The sequence below is a fragment of the Paracoccus sp. SM22M-07 genome, from assembly GCF_001887735.1.
Lineage (GTDB): Bacteria > Pseudomonadota > Alphaproteobacteria > Rhodobacterales > Rhodobacteraceae > Paracoccus.
Genome location: NZ_JPKW01000013.1, coordinates 19,853 through 35,188, shown reverse-complemented (window position 1 = coordinate 35,188; position 15,336 = coordinate 19,853). Strand labels below are relative to the sequence as shown.

General features: G+C 66.3%; 14 protein-coding genes. 7 read left to right on the top strand and 7 right to left on the bottom strand.

What is annotated here, in order from left to right; genetic code table 11:
• Positions 1–16: 16 nt before the first annotated feature.
• The 3 genes from IE00_RS16130 to IE00_RS16120 form a co-directional block, all read right to left on the bottom strand.
• Positions 17–790 carry a transporter substrate-binding domain-containing protein gene (locus IE00_RS16130; protein WP_072298226.1) on the bottom strand — a complete coding sequence of 258 codons (774 nt, stop codon included), beginning with the start codon at positions 788–790 and terminating at the stop codon, positions 17–19.
• A gap of 38 nt (positions 791–828) precedes the next feature.
• Positions 829–1,599: an ABC transporter ATP-binding protein gene (locus IE00_RS16125; RefSeq protein ID WP_072298225.1), complete on the bottom strand. Its 771-nt coding sequence runs from the start codon at positions 1,597–1,599 to the stop codon at positions 829–831.
• Positions 1,600–1,740: 141 nt separating this feature from the next.
• Complete coding sequence (locus IE00_RS16120; RefSeq protein ID WP_072298224.1) at positions 1,741–3,897, bottom strand: heavy metal translocating P-type ATPase; 2,157 nt, start codon at positions 3,895–3,897, stop codon at positions 1,741–1,743.
• 85 nt (positions 3,898–3,982) lie between these two features.
• Between IE00_RS16120 and IE00_RS16115 the strand changes: the two genes are divergently transcribed.
• A complete protein-coding gene (locus IE00_RS16115) occupies positions 3,983–4,399 on the top strand; it encodes a helix-turn-helix domain-containing protein (protein WP_072298223.1) in 417 nt (138 codons plus the stop codon).
• A gap of 56 nt (positions 4,400–4,455) precedes the next feature.
• Here the strand turns inward: IE00_RS16115 and IE00_RS16110 are convergent, their stop codons facing one another.
• Positions 4,456–6,336 (bottom strand): PhoX family phosphatase, encoded by a 1,881-nt coding sequence (locus tag IE00_RS16110; RefSeq protein WP_072298222.1) that lies wholly within the window; start codon positions 6,334–6,336, stop codon positions 4,456–4,458.
• A gap of 109 nt (positions 6,337–6,445) precedes the next feature.
• The gene (locus tag IE00_RS16105) at positions 6,446–7,063 is read right to left on the bottom strand and encodes an aspartate/glutamate racemase family protein (RefSeq protein WP_072298256.1); all 618 of its coding nucleotides are present in this window, start codon (positions 7,061–7,063) and stop codon (positions 6,446–6,448) included.
• A gap of 276 nt (positions 7,064–7,339) precedes the next feature.
• Between IE00_RS16105 and IE00_RS16100 the strand changes: the two genes are divergently transcribed.
• Genes IE00_RS16100 through IE00_RS16080 form a run of 5 tightly spaced genes read left to right on the top strand, consistent with a single transcriptional unit; the run spans position 7,340 to position 12,801 of the window.
• Entirely contained in the window at positions 7,340–8,944 is a 1,605-nt protein-coding gene (locus tag IE00_RS16100) for an ABC transporter substrate-binding protein (protein ID WP_371328451.1), read from the top strand.
• Positions 8,945–8,996: 52 nt separating this feature from the next.
• A complete protein-coding gene (locus IE00_RS16095; protein WP_072298220.1) occupies positions 8,997–9,950 on the top strand; it encodes an ABC transporter permease in 954 nt (317 codons plus the stop codon).
• Position 9,951: 1 nt separating this feature from the next.
• Positions 9,952–10,827 (top strand): ABC transporter permease, encoded by an 876-nt coding sequence (locus tag IE00_RS16090; protein WP_072298219.1) that lies wholly within the window; start codon positions 9,952–9,954, stop codon positions 10,825–10,827.
• Positions 10,814–11,827, top strand: a complete 1,014-nt coding sequence (locus IE00_RS16085) for an ABC transporter ATP-binding protein (RefSeq protein WP_072298218.1) — start codon at positions 10,814–10,816, stop codon at positions 11,825–11,827. Before IE00_RS16090 ends, IE00_RS16085 begins: the two co-directional genes overlap by 14 nt.
• Entirely contained in the window at positions 11,824–12,801 is a 978-nt protein-coding gene (locus IE00_RS16080; protein WP_072298217.1) for an ABC transporter ATP-binding protein, read from the top strand. Before IE00_RS16085 ends, IE00_RS16080 begins: the two co-directional genes overlap by 4 nt.
• Here the strand turns inward: IE00_RS16080 and IE00_RS16075 are convergent.
• The gene (locus tag IE00_RS16075) at positions 12,798–14,018 is read right to left on the bottom strand and encodes an amidohydrolase family protein (RefSeq protein WP_072298216.1); all 1,221 of its coding nucleotides are present in this window, start codon (positions 14,016–14,018) and stop codon (positions 12,798–12,800) included. The genes IE00_RS16080 and IE00_RS16075 overlap by 4 nt on opposite strands.
• An 82-nt stretch (positions 14,019–14,100) precedes the next feature.
• Here IE00_RS16075 and IE00_RS16070 point away from each other — a divergent pair, with 82 nt between their 5' ends.
• Positions 14,101–14,502: a nuclear transport factor 2 family protein gene (locus IE00_RS16070; protein ID WP_072298215.1), complete on the top strand. Its 402-nt coding sequence runs from the start codon at positions 14,101–14,103 to the stop codon at positions 14,500–14,502.
• On the opposite strand, the gene IE00_RS16065 is transcribed toward IE00_RS16070, so the two are convergent.
• Positions 14,499–15,206 (bottom strand): GntR family transcriptional regulator, encoded by a 708-nt coding sequence (locus tag IE00_RS16065; RefSeq protein WP_072298214.1) that lies wholly within the window; start codon positions 15,204–15,206, stop codon positions 14,499–14,501. The two genes, IE00_RS16070 and IE00_RS16065, sit on opposite strands and share 4 nt — an antisense overlap.
• Between the last annotated feature and the right edge of the window lie 130 nt (positions 15,207–15,336).

Sequence of the window (15,336 nt, the reverse complement as noted above, 5' to 3'; positions counted from 1 at the left end):
GCCGGTCGGGGCCGGATCAGTCGCCGTAGATGTCGACGGTGAAGTATTTCTGCGTGATCTGGTCATAGGTGCCGTCTTCGCGGATCTCGGCCAGGGCCTTGTTCACGCGGGCCAGCAGCTCGGTATCCTCTTGGCGCAGGCCGGCACCGGCGCCATAGCCCAGAACCTCGGGGTCGGGTTCGACGGCGCCCTTGTATTCGCAGCAGGCCTGGCCTGCCTCGGATTCGGCAAAGGGCTGCATGGCCAGCGTGTCGCCGATGACCGCGTCCAAGCGACCCGCCGCCAGATCCTGCAGTTCCTCGTCCAGGTTCTGATAGATGCGGATCGAGCCTGCGGTGTCTGCGAAATACTTGTTGGCATAGACCTCCTGGATCGAGCCCGACTGGGCGCCCACGAAGGCGCCGCTGACGCCTTCGGCGGTCGGTTCGATATCCGAGCCCTTCTGCGTCATCAGCCCGGTCGGCGCGGCATAGTACTTGTCGGAAAAGGCGATCTGTTCGGCCCGCGCGGGCGTGATGGTCATCGAGCCCATGATCATGTCGATCTTGCCGGTGGTCAGGGCAGGGATGATGCCGTCCCACGCGATGGGGGTGACCACGCATTCCGCGCCGATGCGGGTGCAGATCTCGTTCATCAGGTCGATTTCCCAACCCGACCAGCTGCCGCTGGCATCGGGGGTGAAGAAGGGCGGATAGGGTTCGGCCGACACGCCGACCTTCAGGGTTTCGGCCATGACCGGACCCGCAAGTCCAAGGGCCGCCACGGCGGCGAGGGTGAATTTGCTGAACATGGGAAATCCTTCCGAAAATCAGGAAAATTGACGGCGGGTCACATGACCGACCGGATGAACTGTTTCAGATGCGGGGATTGCGGGTCGCCGAACAGCTGTTCGGGGGTGCCTTCCTCCTCGATCCGGCCATCGCGCAGATAGATGACGCGGTTGGCCACGTCACGCGCAAATGCCATCTCATGGGTGACCAGGATCATGGTGCGGCCCTCGCGGGCCAGGTCGCGGATCACGCCCAGAACCTCGCCCACCAGTTCGGGGTCCAGCGCGCTGGTCGGTTCGTCGAACAGCATGGCAAGCGGATCGACGGCCAGGACGCGGGCGATGGCGGCGCGCTGCTGCTGGCCGCCAGACAGGCGGACGGGATGGGCATCGGCCTTGTCGCCCAAGCCCACGCGGTCCAGCACCTGGCGGGCACGGGCGATCGCTTGGGCGCGCGGCTGGCCCAGAACATGGATCGGTGCCTCGGTCACGTTTTCCAGGACCGTCCGGTGGGGCCACAGGTTGAAGTTCTGAAAGACCATGCCCAGCTGCGCGCGGATGCGCTGGACCTGCCGCCGGTCGGCGGGTTCCAGGCCACCGTCGCGGGTGGCCCTCATGCGATAGGTTTCGCCCTGGATCGCGATCTCGCCCGCGCTGGGATGTTCCAGCATGTTGATGCAGCGCAACAAGGTCGATTTGCCCGACCCCGATCCGCCGATGATGGCGATCACATCGCCCGGATGGGCGGTCAGCGAGACCCCCTTCAGGACCTCCAGGTCGCCAAAGCGCTTGTGCAGGTCGCGGATCCGTATCGCGGGCTTGTCATCCATGGCCATATCCTTGTCGCACGGCGCGGCCTGCGACGGGCGCGGGCGGCGGCGTGTTTGGCGGCTCTTAGGGGGAAAGGGCCCGGGGTGGCAAGGGGAACCGACCGGTCCCCCCGTCGCAAAATGGTGACCGGCCCGCCGGGGTCAGCGCGCGGCGGGCTGCCGTTGCGTCAATCGGCCGGTCCCGGCAGGGCGCGTCGGGTCGTGGCGCAGCAGGCGCATGGCGTTCAGCGTCACCAGCACCGTGGCCCCCGTATCCGCCAGGATCGCGATCCACAGCCCGGTGATCCCCAGAATCGAGGTGACCAGGAACACCCCCTTCAGCCCAAGCGCCAGCGCGATGTTCTGATGGATGTTGCCCATCGTGGCGCGCGACAGGCGGATCATCGCGGCCACGTCCGCCACGCGGTCGCGCAGGATGGCCGCATCCGCGGTTTCCAGCGCCACGTCGGTGCCGGACCCCATCGCCACGCCCACATCGGCCTGTTTCAGCGCGGGCGCATCGTTGATGCCGTCGCCGACCATCATCACGCCGCCATCCGCGGACAGGTCGCGGATGGCGGCCTGCTTGTCCTGCGGCAGCATCTGGGCGCGGTGATCGGTGCCAAGGGTCCGGGCGATGGCGGCGGCGGTGCGGGGGTTGTCGCCGGTCAGGATGACGGGCGACACGCCCAGGTCACGCAGCTGCCGCATGGCGTCGGCCGCATCGGCGCGGGGTTCGTCGCGCAGGGCGACCATGCCCTGGACGTCATCTCCGAACAGGACCGCCACGGTCTTGCCCTGTGCCTCCAGCGCCTGCGCGCGGCCCAGCAGGTCGCCGGTCAGCACGCCTGCCTCGGTCGCGTGGCGGGGGCTGGCGACGGTCAGGGTCTGTCCCCCGATCACCGCCTGCACGCCCTTGCCAGGGATGGCGCGGGCTTCGGTCGCCGTGGGCAGGGGCAGGTCGCCGGCATGTGCCACGATGGCGCGCGCCAGCGGGTGGCTGGAGGCGCCTTCGACGGCGGCCATCCGGGCCAGCAGGGTGTCGGCGTCGATGCCGATGGGCAGGATGTCGGTGACCTGCGGGCGGCCATGGGTCAGGGTGCCGGTCTTGTCGATGGCCACTTGGCGGATGCGGGCGGCGGCCTCGATCACCGCGCCGCCCTTCATCAGCAGCCCCCGTCGCGCGCCCGATGACAGCGCCGAGGCGATCGCCGCCGGAACCGAGATGACCAGCGCACAGGGACAGCCGATCAACAGCAGCGCCAGCCCGCGATAGATCCAGACATCCCATGCCATCCCGAAGACCAGCGGCGGCACCACGACCGTCAGCGCGGCCAGCGCCACCACGGCGGGCATGTACCAGCGGCTGAAGCGGTCGATGAAGCGTTCGGTCGGCGCCCGCGATTCCTCGGCCTCCTCGACCAGGCGGATGATGCGAGAGATGGTGTTGTCGGCGGCGGCGGTCGTTACCGTGACGCGCAGTGCGGAGTCGGCGTTGATGGCGCCGGCAAAGACATCCTCGCCCGGGCCGCGGGTGACGGGGACGCTTTCGCCGGTCACCGGGCTTTCGTCGATGCCGCCGGTGCCCTCAAGGATCCGCCCGTCCGCCGGAATGCGGTCGCCCGGACGGACCAGCACGACCTGTCCGGGTTCCAGCGATGCGGCGGGCACCTCCTGCGTCCGGCCGTCCCGTTCCAGCAGCGCGGTCTTGGGCACCAGGTCCGACAGCGCGCGGATGCTGTCGCGGGCCTTGTTCGAGGCCACGCCCTCCAGCACCTCGCCCACGGCGAACAGGAAGACGACCAGCGCGGCCTCCTCGGCGGCACCGATCATCAGGGCTCCGGCGGCGGCGATGGTCATCAGGCTTTCGATGGTGAAGGGCTGGCCTCGGCGCAGCATGGCAAAAGCCCGGCGGGCGACCGGGGCGACCCCGATCAGACAGGCCGCGACAAAGGCCCAATGCCCCACCGCGCCCCCTGTCGTCAGGCGGATCGCCCAGGCCAGGACCAGCAACAGCCCCGTGACGATCACCAGCCGCCCCTTGGCCGAGGCATGCCATGGCCCATCGGTCGGCCCGTGGTCATGGCCGTGCTGCGCGTCGCGATGGGGGCCTTCGATCCCGAAGCCCAGCTTGCGTACCTCAGCCTCGATCTGCGCGGCCGAAGTGGCGGCATCGTCCAGCTGCAACGTCAGCTTGCGCGACATCACCGTGACCCGCGGGTCGCTGACACCCGGCAGGCGCTGCATCGCATGGGTGATCTTGGACGCGCAGCCCGCGCAATCCATCCCCGTCACGGTCCATTCGCGGCGATTGTCCATCCTGCTGTCCTCTTTTCCCGGCGGCCTTGTTCGATGCGTGATCCGAACATAGGATCTCTAGTGACTAGAGGTTCAAGGGGTCAAAATGCCAAGCATCGGAGAGACGAGCAAAAGGACCGGGGTCAAGGTCCCCACGATCCGCTATTACGAACAGATCGGGCTGCTGCCCGCGCCGGGGCGCAGCGCGGGCAACCAGCGCGTCTATGACGCAGCCATGCTGGAACGGCTGGCTTTCATCCGTCATGCCCGCGACCTGGGCTTTCCGCTGTCCGACATCCAGGACCTGCTGGCCATGGCCGACGACCCGGACCGGTCCTGCGCGGCCGCCGATGTCATCGCCACGCGGCAGCTCGCCTCGGTCAAGGCGCGCATCGCGCGGCTGACCGCCCTGCAGCAGGAACTGGAACGGATGCTGACCCAGTGTTCGCATGGCACCATCGCCGATTGCCGCGTGATCGAAGTGCTGGGCAATCACGACCTGTGTGCGCGGGACCACGCCTGATAGAAAAATGGCGCGCCGTCGCGGGCGCGCCATCCGTTGCTTGAAAGGGCCGAGGATCAGCCGATGGTTTGGCCGTCTTCGCGCCAGATGGCGATCACCGCGGAACGTGGCTTGCCTTCGTTGTCCGGCCAGGACCCGCCCGGGTGCTGGATCCCGACAAAGGCGGTCTTGCGGTCGGGCGACCAGGTCAGGCCGGTCACTTCGGCGCCCTTGGGGGCGGTCAGAAAGCGGGCGATCTGGCCGGTTTCGGGGTTGCCGACCAGCATCTGGTTGTTGCCCTGGCCCGCGAATTCGCCTTCGTTGCTGTCCTCGCCGTCGGTCTGGATCCACAGCATCCCGTCGGACGAAAACACCATCCCGTCGGGCGAGTTGAACATGTTGCCCTCGTTGATGTTTTCCGACCCGGCATAGGCATCGTCGAAGACCGTCGGATTGCCTGCCATGACATACAGATCCCAGGTGAACCCGGTCGCGCCGTGATCCTCATCCGAGGGGCGCCAGCGCACGATCTGGCCGAAATTGTTGGCTTCGCGCGGGTTCGGGCCGCCGACCGGGGTGGCGTCGCCGCCCTCGTTGGGTTCCACGCCCCGGTTCTTGTTGTTGGTCAGCGCGCAATAGGCCTCGCAGCGCAGCGGGTTGGCGGCGACCCATTCGGGACGGTCCATCGTGGTCGCGCCGACCTTGGACCCGGCCATGCGGGCAAAGACCAGCATCTCGTCCATGGCCATGCCGGTGGTTTCGGGGGTCAGCGGCAGCCATTCGCCCGACATGTCGTCGTTGAACTTGGCGACGAACAGCGTGCCGTCCGACAGCAGGCCATCGGTGGGCTGACCTTCGGCCCAGGTCCCGTTCGAGACGTATTTGTACAGGAACTCGCCGCGTTCATCATCGCCCATATAGACGACGATGCGGCCGTCATTGGCCTGCACCATCTCGGCGTTCTCATGCTTGAAGCGGCCCAGGGCGGTGTGCTTGACGGGGGTGGACTGCGCGTCAAGCGGGTCGATTTCGGTGACCCAGCCGTGGCGGTGGGGTTCGTTCGGTTCGGCCATCAGGTCGAAGCGTTCGTCGAACTTCTCATAGGCATAGCGGCTCTCGCCCCCGATGCCGTAACGCGTCTCGGCCTCGTTCGGCTGATGGTCGGCGCCGGCGCCGAAGTAACCGTTGAAGTTTTCCTCGCAGGTCAGATAGGTGCCCCACAGCGTCTTGCCTGACCCGCAATTGTTCATCGTGCCCTTGGGGGACATTCCTTCGGGGTCGGCCTTGGTGCTGACCAGTGCGGAACCTGCCGCCGGTCCGTCCATGGTCATCGGCGTTTCATGCGTGATGCGGCGGTTGTAGGGGCTGTCCAGAACGATCTGGTATCCATCGTCGCCCGCGGCGATCTCCATGACGGTGACGCCCTGAATGTTCTTCAGCATGCGGACCTGATCGGCCGATTGCGGCATGCCTTCGGTTTCGGCGGGCAGGTTGATTTCCGGGTTGGCATATTCCGAATTGATGGCAAGGATGATCTTGTCGCCATCGGTGAAGGTTTCCATGCCGTCGGTGTTTTCGCCGAAGACCTTGTCCGACATCTCGACCGAGACGCCGTTTTCAGAGGAATAGGCACCCTCGGCATCCGAAAACAGCGCGTCGCCCCAACGCACCAGCGGCTTCCACTGATAGCCCTGCGGGACATGCACGTCGAAATCGGTGGCGATGCCGATCGGCTGGAAGGCAAAGGCCGCAGCCTGCGCCCGGGCCGAGCTGGCCGAGCCCAGGATGCCGGTCCCCATCACCGCCGCGCCCGACCCGAAGGCCAGCGCCGCACCCAGGAAGCCCCGGCGCGACAGGGCGCGTTCGACCACGGCATCAAAGCCGTTGGTATCCGGGCGCGGGTCGCGCAATTCGTCATATTCGTCCCACGACAGGTTGGCGATGTCCTGCTTGTTCATGGCGAAGCCCCTCTTGCGTCTTTGTATCCGGCGTCGGTCAGGGTGACCGCGCGATGACGCAGGGCCTACGCCTGATTTCCTTCATTTTTCTGACGGTGGCGCAAAGATTTCATGTCAGCAGGTCGCGCATCAGGCGGGCCGCCTCGGGGATGGGGCGGATCAGGGGGACGGGGCTTCGGGCCGCGATGCGCTCGGCCGCCTGCGCCAAGGGGCCTCCGCCGATGATCACGGCCTGGGCGCCGGCGCGGGCAGCGTCATAGGTCGCTTCCAGCAGGGCCGGGTCCAGCCGCCCCGGGTCCGACATCACCGCCAAAGTTGGCCCGGGGGTCAGGAAGCATCCCAGATAGGGTGCATTTCCCGCATGGGCCCGCATCAGCGCATCGATGCCGTCACGCAGGTCCGGGGTCGTGGTGGCGACCGCGAAGGGACGCCCCCTGGCAGCACGCGCAGCCGCCGCGCCGATGCCGATGACCGGACAAGACTGACGCGCGGCCAGCCGGTCGGCGCCCGGATCGCCAAAGGCCGCCACGATCACGCCCCGGCAGCCCGGCGGCGGTTCCAGCAGGGCGACCTGGTCGGCGGCTTGGGCCAGCTGGTCCGGCGTCAGGATCACGCTTGGCCCGCGCGGGGCGGTCCAGCCCTGCAGATCGGGCAGGAAAGGCGCCGCGATGGCGCAGATCTGTGCCGTCGTCGCCGCGTTGCTGTTGGGGTTCACCACAAGAATCATGCCGGCCTCCTTTCCTTGCCGCGATGGGCGCGCCCGTCGCAGATCAATGTCCATCGCCATGCCCCGGACCAAGGCATGGTTTTCCTGCATGCAGAAATTGTCATCAATCTGACCGCCCTTTGGGCAGGCCGGGACCGATCCATGTCTGGCTGCCGGTTTTCCTGACCCCGACTGGTGCGGTTTCGGGCGACCGCGTCAATGGTCGGTCCCGAAAGCGGGCGACCAAGACTCCTGCGGATCTGTCCCAAGACCTGTTGTCCATCAAGGAGAATGACATTGCTTCACCTCAGAAAAGGCCTTGCCGCATTGGCGCTGTCGGTCGCGATGCTGGGCGCCCAGGGTGCCGCGGCGCAGGGAACGCTGCGGATCGGGATGACGGCGTCCGATATCCCCCTGACCACCGGCCAGACCGATCAGGGCGGCGAGGGGCTGCGCTTCATCGGCTATACCGTCTATGACGCGCTGATCAACTGGGACCTGACCAGTGCGGACCAGCCTTCGGTGCTGGTGCCGGGGCTGGCGACGGAATGGGCGGTCGACGCCGAAGACAAGACGAAATGGGTCTTCACGCTGCGCGACGGCGTGACCTTCCACGACGGCAGCACGTTCAACGCCGAGAATGTGGTCTGGAATCTGGACAAGCTGCTGGACGAAGGCTCCGAACAATACGATCCGCGCCAATCGGCCCAAGGCAAGTCGCGCATTCCCGCCATCGCCGGATATCGCGCCATCGACGACCTGACGCTGGAAATCACCACGACCGAACCCGACGCCACGCTGCCCTATCAGCTGGCCTGGATCATGATGTCCTCCAAGGCCAACTGGGAGGCGCAGGACAAGGATTGGGAAAAGGTCGCGCAGCATCCCTCGGGGACCGGTCCGTGGAAGCTGGAAACCTTCGTGCCGCGCGAACGGGCCGAACTGGTCCCCTTTCCCGAATACTGGGACGACACCCGCATCCCCAAGCTGGACAAGCTGGTGCTGATCCCGCTGCCGGAATCCAATGCGCGCTCGGCGGCGCTGATGTCGGGGCAGGTCGACTGGATCGAGGCACCGGCCCCCGACACCATTCCCGCGATGCAGGGAAACGGCTTTGCCATCTCGTCGAACGCCTATCCGCATAACTGGACCTGGCATCTCAGCCGTGTCGAAGGTTCGCCCTGGAGCGACATCCGCGTGCGCAAGGCCGCGAACCTCGCCATCGACCGCGAGGCGATGGGCGCGTTGCTGGGTGGGCTGATGATCCCCGCCGAAGGTTTCGTGCCGCCCGGATCGCAGTGGTTCGGCGAACCCGATTTCAAGCCGACCTACGACCTGGAGGCCGCGCAGGCCCTTATGACCGAAGCGGGCTTCGGTCCCGACAACCGACTGAAGGTCAAGGCGCTGATCTCTCCCTCCGGTTCGGGGCAGATGCTGCCGCTGCCGATGAACGAATACATCCAGCAATCGCTGGCCCAGGCCTGGATCGATGTCGAGTTCATGGTTGTCGAGTGGAACCAGATGATCAATCTGTGGCGCGCGGGCGCCGCCGATCCCTCGGTCGAAGGGTCACAGTCGATCAACTTCACCTATTTCATCCAGGACCCGTTCACCGGCTTCATCCGGCACCTGGATTGCAACCTGGTGGCACCCAACGGCACCAATTGGGGCCATTATTGCGACGACGAGATGCAGTCCCTGTTCGAGGAGATCAAGACCACCTTCGACCCCGCCGCCCAAGACGCGGTCATGCGCCGCACGCACGAGAAATTCGTCGACGACGCGCTGTTCCTGATGGTCACGCATGACGTGGCGCCCCGCGCGATGTCGCCCAAGGTGCAGGGCTTCGTGCAGCCGCAGAACTGGTATCTGAACTTCTCGTCCATCACGATGGCCGAGTGATCCGACATCGGCCGCGCCCCGTACGGGTGCGGCCAAGACAGGGACGCATCCATTGCTCAGCTATTTCCTTCGACGTCTGATCCTGGTGCTGCCGGTGGCCTTCGGGGTGTCGGTCGTGTGCTTCGCGCTGGTGCAGATCGCGCCGGGCGATCCGCTGACGGCCATCATGCCGGTCGACGCCACCGCCGAACAGCAGGCCGCGATGCGCGCGGCATACGGTTTGGACAAGCCCTTGCCGGTGCAATACCTGATCTGGATCGGCAACCTGCTGCAGGGAGAGATGGGCCGCTCCATCGCCAGCGGCCGCCCCGTCGCGGACGAGGTCTTCGGCGCGGTCGGCAATTCGCTGCTGTTGGCGGCGGCGGCGGCCGTGATCGCCTTTCCGATCGGCATCTTCCTGGGGTTTCTGGCGGGCTATTTCCGCGACACGATCCTGGACCGCCTGATCACCGCGCTGTCGATCACCGGTGTCTCGGTGCCGAACTATTGGCTGGGCATCGTGCTGGTCATCATCTTTTCGGTCAATCTGGGCTGGCTGCCCTCTATGGGCGCGGGGCCGGGCGGGTCGCAGGACTGGCAGTGGGACTGGGCGCATATGCGCCACCTGGTCCTGCCTGCGGTGACGCTGGCGGTGGTGCCCATCGGCATCGTCGCGCGCACCGTGCGGGCACTGGCGGGCGACATCCTGTCGATGGATTTCGTCACCGCGCTTTATGCCAAGAGCTTCAGCCGCGGCGACGTGCTGCGCCATGTGGCCCGCAATGCCGCCGCCACCGCGCTGTCGGTGATGGGGCTGCAGCTGGGCTATCTGCTGGGCGGGTCGATCCTGATCGAGACGGTGTTCAACTGGCCTGGATCGGGGTTCCTGCTGTCGAACGCGATCTTCCAGCGCGACCTGCCGCTGCTGCAGGGCACGATCCTGATCCTGGCCATGTTCTTTGTCGGCATGAACCTGATCGTCGACGTGGCCCAGGCCGCCATCGACCCCCGCATCAAGAGGAGCTGACATGGCGCAGACCGAAACCGCCATCGCGGCACCCGCCCATCGCGGCTATTGGTCGGCCGTCCTGTCACGCCTGCGGCGCGACAAGGTGGCCATGACCTGTCTTGTGATCCTCGGGTTGCTGGTGGGGTCGGCCGTCTTCGCGCCCTGGCTGGGCCTGGCCGACCCCTATCAGGGCAGCATGATTGCGCGGCTGAAGCCGCCGGGCACGCCGGGCTATCCGCTGGGCACGGACGAACAGGGGCGCGACATGCTGGCCCGCCTGATCTATGGCGGGCGGCTGACGCTGTTCATCGGGCTGATGCCGGTGGTGCTGGCCTTCTTCATCGGCGGCGCGCTGGGGGTCGTCGCGGGCTATGTCGGTGGCATCACCAACACCATCATCATGCGGGTGGTCGACGTGTTCTTCGCCTTCCCCTCGGTCCTGCTGGCCATCGCCATTTCCGGGGCGCTGGGCGCAGGCATCGTCAACAGCCTTGTGTCGCTGACCATCGTCTTCATCCCGCCCGTGACGCGGGTGGCCGAGGCCGTGACATCGGGCGTGCGACAGCTGGACTATATCGATGCGGCGCGGGCATCGGGGGCCAGCGCGCTGACGGTGATCCGGGTGCATGTCATCGGTAACGTGCTGTCGCCGGTCTTCGTCTATGCAACCTCGCTGACCTCGGTCTGCATGATCTTGGCGGCCGGGCTGTCCTTTCTGGGCATCGGCGTGCGCCCGCCCGAACCGGAATGGGGGCTGATGCTGAACACGCTGCGGTCCGCCATCTATGTGAACCCGTGGCTGGCGGCGCTGCCGGGGGTGATGATCTTTGCCACCTCGCTGTGCCTCAATCTGCTCAGCGACGGCCTGAGGAGTGCGATGAATGTCCGCGACTGACAAACCCCTGCTGAGCGTGCGTGACCTGAAGAAGCACTTTCCCATCAAGGGCGGCATCCTGGGCCGCACGCAGGCGATGGTGCAGGCCGTGGACGGCGTCAGCTTCGACGTGGCCCCCGGCGAAACCCTGGGCATCGTCGGCGAATCCGGCTGCGGCAAGTCCACCACCGCGAAACTGCTGATCGGCCTGACCGACCGGGACGAGGGGGACATCGTCCTGAACGACAGAACCCTTGGTCGCGACATGACCCTGCGGGCGCTGCGCCGCGATATCCAGATGGTGTTTCAGGACAGCTATGCGTCGCTGAACCCGCGCATGACCATCCTGGACAGCGTGGCCTTCGGGGCGCGAGTGCAGGGGCTGGACGATCCCTTGGGCCGCGCGCGGCGCCTGATGGACCGCGTGGGTCTGGCCGCCGACCGCTTTGCCCACCGCTATCCGCATGAATTGTCCGGCGGCCAGCGCCAGCGGGTCAACATCGCCCGTGCCCTGGCCATGTCGCCCAAGGTCGTGGTCCTGGACGAGGCCGTCAGCGCCCTGGACAAGTCGGTCGAGGCGCAGGTCCTGAACCTGCTGGCCGATCTGCGGGCGGAATTCGGGCTGACCTATATCTTCATCAGCCATGACCTGAACGTAGTCCGCTATATCTCGGACCGCATCCTGGTCATGTATCTGGGCGAGGTGGTGGAGATCGCCCCCGTGGACCAGATCTGGGCCGATCAGGCCCATCCCTATACGCGGTCGCTGTTTTCGGCGATGCCTTCGATGGACCCTGACAGCCGCACCGAAAAGCCGCCCCTTGCGGGCGATCCGCCGAACCCGATCGACCCGCCGTCAGGCTGTCGGTTCCATACGCGTTGTCCCTTGGCGGTCCCCGTCTGCAAGACGCGCCACCCGGTCCTGGGACCGCGCGCGCAGGGTTCGACCCATTGGGTGGCCTGCCACCTGCATGACGCCCATTCGGGCCATCCCCAGGCCGGAAAGGCGGTGCCCGCATGACCGGCACGCTGTTGCAGATCGAAAATCTGGATGTCCGCTTCAGGGGTGCCCGCAACGTCCATGCCATCAACGACCTGTCGCTGGAACTGAAGCAGGGCGAAACCCTGGCCCTGCTGGGCGAAAGCGGGTCTGGCAAAAGCGTCACGCTGAAGACGCTGCTGCGCCTGCTGCCGGAACGGCGCACCGATCTGGGGGGCAGGATCCGCTTTGACGGTACCGACATCATGACGCTGTCGGGGCGGGCGCTGCGGTCCTATCGCGGCGGTGATGTGTCGATGGTGTTCCAGGACCCTGGGCTGGCGCTGGACCCGGTCTATACCATCGGCCAGCAGATCGCCGAAACCGTGATGCGCCACAAGGGCATCAGCCGCGCCGACGCGATGGAGGTCGCGCTGGACATGCTGCACCGCGTCCGCATCCCGTCGGCGGAACGGCGCATGAAGAACTATCCGCACGAACTGTCCGGGGGGATGCGCCAGCGTGTGATGATCGCGCTGGCGCTGGCCTGCCGGCCGCGCCTGCTGCTGGCGGATGAACCGACCACGGCGCTGGACGCGACCGTGCAGATCCAGATCCTGCTGCTGCTGCGCGAATTGCAGCGGGAATTCGGCATGGGGGTGATCTTTGTCACCCATGACATCGGCGTCGCGGTGGAAATTTCCGAACGGATCGCGGTCATGTATGCCGGCCAGATCATCGAGGAAGGCACCACGCATGAGGTGATCCGCAACCCCCAGCATCCCTATACCCAAGGATTGTTGGCCGCGAACCTGCATGACGTGGCGCGCGGCACGCGGCTGGACGCCATTCCCGGATCGCCCCCCGCGCTGGAAACGCGCCCCGATGCCTGTCCCTTTGCGCCGCGCTGCCCGCTGGTCATGGATGCCTGCCGCCAAGCGCTGCCGCCGATGCAGCATCCCGGTCTGCGGCGCCGCGTCGCCTGTCTGCGTGCGGGCGAACCGATCCCGGCCTAGGGGGTCAGAATGGTGGCGGCGGGGCGGTCAAAGCTCTGCCGTCCGCGTTTGAAACCCATCAAAGGTTGCGCGATGCCGGCAAAGGCATCGGTGGCCGAAGGCGCGTCCAGCACCACCAGATCGGCCCAAGCCCCGACATGCAGCCCGTAATCCGCCAGCCGCAGGATGCGCGCGGCATCATGGGTGACCATCGCCATGCAGCCCGCGAAATGGTCGGCGCCCAGATGCATGGCGTTGGCATAGAGATTGGCCATGCGCATCAGCGATGCATCGCCATAGGGCGTGAAGGGGTTCATCACGTTGTTCGTGGCGACCGATACCTGCACCCCGGCCTGCGCCAGCAGATGCATCGGCGCGATGCCGCGGGGCGCACGGTGCCCCATCGCCATCCCGTTCAGATAGAGATCGGTCGCGGGCAGGGCCGTCACCGCCACCCCCGCCTGCGCCAGCATGGCCGCATATCGGGCAAAGCGCGCGTCATCCATCATCGCCAGCTTGGTCGCATGGCCGATATTGACGCGCCCCTGCCAGCCATGGCGGACGGTCGCATCGCAGACAGCGTCCATCTGCGACCCGTCCGGGTCCAGATCGAAATCCAGGTGAAAGTCCAGATCGACATCGTGGCGGAGGGCCATGGCGAACAGGCGCTCGATCTGTCCCACAGGGTCGGTGTCGGTATAGGGGCAGCCGCCCAGCAGATCGGCCCCCTGGTCCAGCGCCTGTTCCAGCAGATCCTCGGTGCCCGGATCGTTGGTCAGGCCTTCCTGGGCAAAGGCGCAGATCGACAGGTCCAGCGCAAAGGCGAAATCGCGTTTCAGCGCCAGCATGGCCTGGAAACTGCGAAGGCCCGCCCTTAGGTCGACCTCGACATGGGTGCGCATGTGCATGGTGCCCTGGGTGATAGCCTTGCGGATGACGCGTGCCGCACGGTCATGGACATCGGCCACGGTGAAGTCGCGCTTGGCCGCCGAGACCGCCGCGACCGCCCCTGCCAGCCCGCCCGCCTGGCCACATCGGCAAAGCAAGCCCGCCTTGTCCAAGTGGATATGGGTTTCGACCAGCCCCGGAATGACCACCCGCCCGGCCAGATCATGCGTGCCGGCCGCCGGACCAAGATCCTTGCCGATGCCTGCAATCCGACCATCCCTGACGCCGATGTCGCAAACCGCGTCATCAAGGCGGGAATTCAGCAGCAGCAGGTCGAAAGGGGCGGTCATGATCTTGCATTCCGGTGCTGTTGTGTATGGGGTAAGTGTATGCAGTTGGAAACCGAAACTTCAAGGATCAAAGAGGCGCATCATGGACCCGAACACCGAACGTGACCTGCAGGCGGTCAAGGATTACCTGGATGCCTCGATGGCGCGCGACACCGAAAGGGCGGCGCGTTTCGTCGCGCCGGGCTTTGTCTGCCGCTTTACCGGCGGGCGGGTCTATGACGCGCCGGATGGGCCGACCGGCTTCAACGCCGGGCGGTACAAATGGGTCAGGAAGCGGATCGAGCGTTATGACGTGATGCCCGGCGATGGGCAGACGGTGATCTACAGCCTGGGCTATCTCTATGGCGAATGGCCCGATGGGACGGCCTTCGACATGAACCGTTATGTCGACCGGTTCACGGTCAGGGATGGGCTGATCCTTGACACCGATGTCTGGAACGACAGCGCCGAATGGATCCTGGACCCCTCCATCGCCCGCAGCTAGTCGCCGCGATAGGGCGCCAGAATGCTGACCAGATCGCGCCCACGCGCCTCCTGTCCGCCCAGCAGCGCGCGCGAGGCGACGGCCTCAAGGTGATCGGCCATCATCTGGGCGGCCTTGTCGGCGGGGCCCTTGGCAATGGTGTCGATCAGCTGCAGATGTTCGCTGATCGCGCATTCCGACGAATGCGGCCGGCCAAGCGAGGACAGCGAAAGCCCCGCCCGATAGCAGATTTCCGTGACATAGCGCACCAGGATCGGACGGCCGGTCATTTCGGCCAGCCTGATGTGGAATTCGGTCGCCAGCCGGATCGAGGCACCCTCGGGGCCGTCGCGCGCATCATGTTCCTGCCGGACGATATCCTTCAATTCGCGGATCTGGGCGTCGGTCAGATGGCCGGCCAGATGCCCCACGACCTGCCGTTCCAAGGCCACGCGGATGTCGAAGATATCGCGGGCATCGGCGGGGGTGGGAGCCGCCACGGTGGCGATGCGGTTGCGCCGCAGGTCGACCAGTCCCTCGGCCGCCAACTGTCCCAGGGCGTGGCGGGCGATGGTGCGGCTGACGCCGAAGCTTTCGCCCAAGGCATCCTCGGGCAGGCGGTCGCCGGGGAACAGCGCGCCCTCGATGATGGCGCGGCGGATGCCGTGGCAGATGGCGGACATCCGGTCGCCTTCGGATCTGCTTGCCGTCTTGCGTGTCGTCATGGCCTGTTCCCCGCCTGCATCATTCCTGCGCATCTACCGGCCCAATGCGGAAAAAACCCGCACAAGGCCGCTGTCCCGATGGTTCCCGTTCCGAACATTGTTGTCGCCCGCCGGAAGGCCGGCCTAGATC

What these genes read in the sequence shown, in the direction of transcription:
- IE00_RS16130 (WP_072298226.1), bottom strand. Translation starts at nt 790, where the DNA reads ATGTTCAGCAAATTCACCCTCGCCGCCGTGGCGGCCCTTGGACTTGCG.
- IE00_RS16125 (WP_072298225.1), bottom strand. Translation starts at nt 1,599, where the DNA reads ATGGATGACAAGCCCGCGATACGGATCCGCGACCTGCACAAGCGCTTT.
- IE00_RS16120 (WP_072298224.1), bottom strand. Translation starts at nt 3,897, where the DNA reads ATGGACAATCGCCGCGAATGGACCGTGACGGGGATGGATTGCGCGGGC.
- IE00_RS16115 (WP_072298223.1), top strand. Translation starts at nt 3,983, where the DNA reads ATGCCAAGCATCGGAGAGACGAGCAAAAGGACCGGGGTCAAGGTCCCC.
- IE00_RS16110 (WP_072298222.1), bottom strand. Translation starts at nt 6,336, where the DNA reads ATGAACAAGCAGGACATCGCCAACCTGTCGTGGGACGAATATGACGAA.
- IE00_RS16105 (WP_072298256.1), bottom strand. Translation starts at nt 7,063, where the DNA reads ATGATTCTTGTGGTGAACCCCAACAGCAACGCGGCGACGACGGCACAG.
- IE00_RS16090 (WP_072298219.1), top strand. Translation starts at nt 9,952, where the DNA reads ATGGCGCAGACCGAAACCGCCATCGCGGCACCCGCCCATCGCGGCTAT.
- IE00_RS16085 (WP_072298218.1), top strand. Translation starts at nt 10,814, where the DNA reads ATGTCCGCGACTGACAAACCCCTGCTGAGCGTGCGTGACCTGAAGAAG.
- IE00_RS16080 (WP_072298217.1), top strand. Translation starts at nt 11,824, where the DNA reads ATGACCGGCACGCTGTTGCAGATCGAAAATCTGGATGTCCGCTTCAGG.
- IE00_RS16075 (WP_072298216.1), bottom strand. Translation starts at nt 14,018, where the DNA reads ATGACCGCCCCTTTCGACCTGCTGCTGCTGAATTCCCGCCTTGATGAC.
- IE00_RS16070 (WP_072298215.1), top strand. Translation starts at nt 14,101, where the DNA reads ATGGACCCGAACACCGAACGTGACCTGCAGGCGGTCAAGGATTACCTG.
- IE00_RS16065 (WP_072298214.1), bottom strand. Translation starts at nt 15,206, where the DNA reads ATGACGACACGCAAGACGGCAAGCAGATCCGAAGGCGACCGGATGTCC.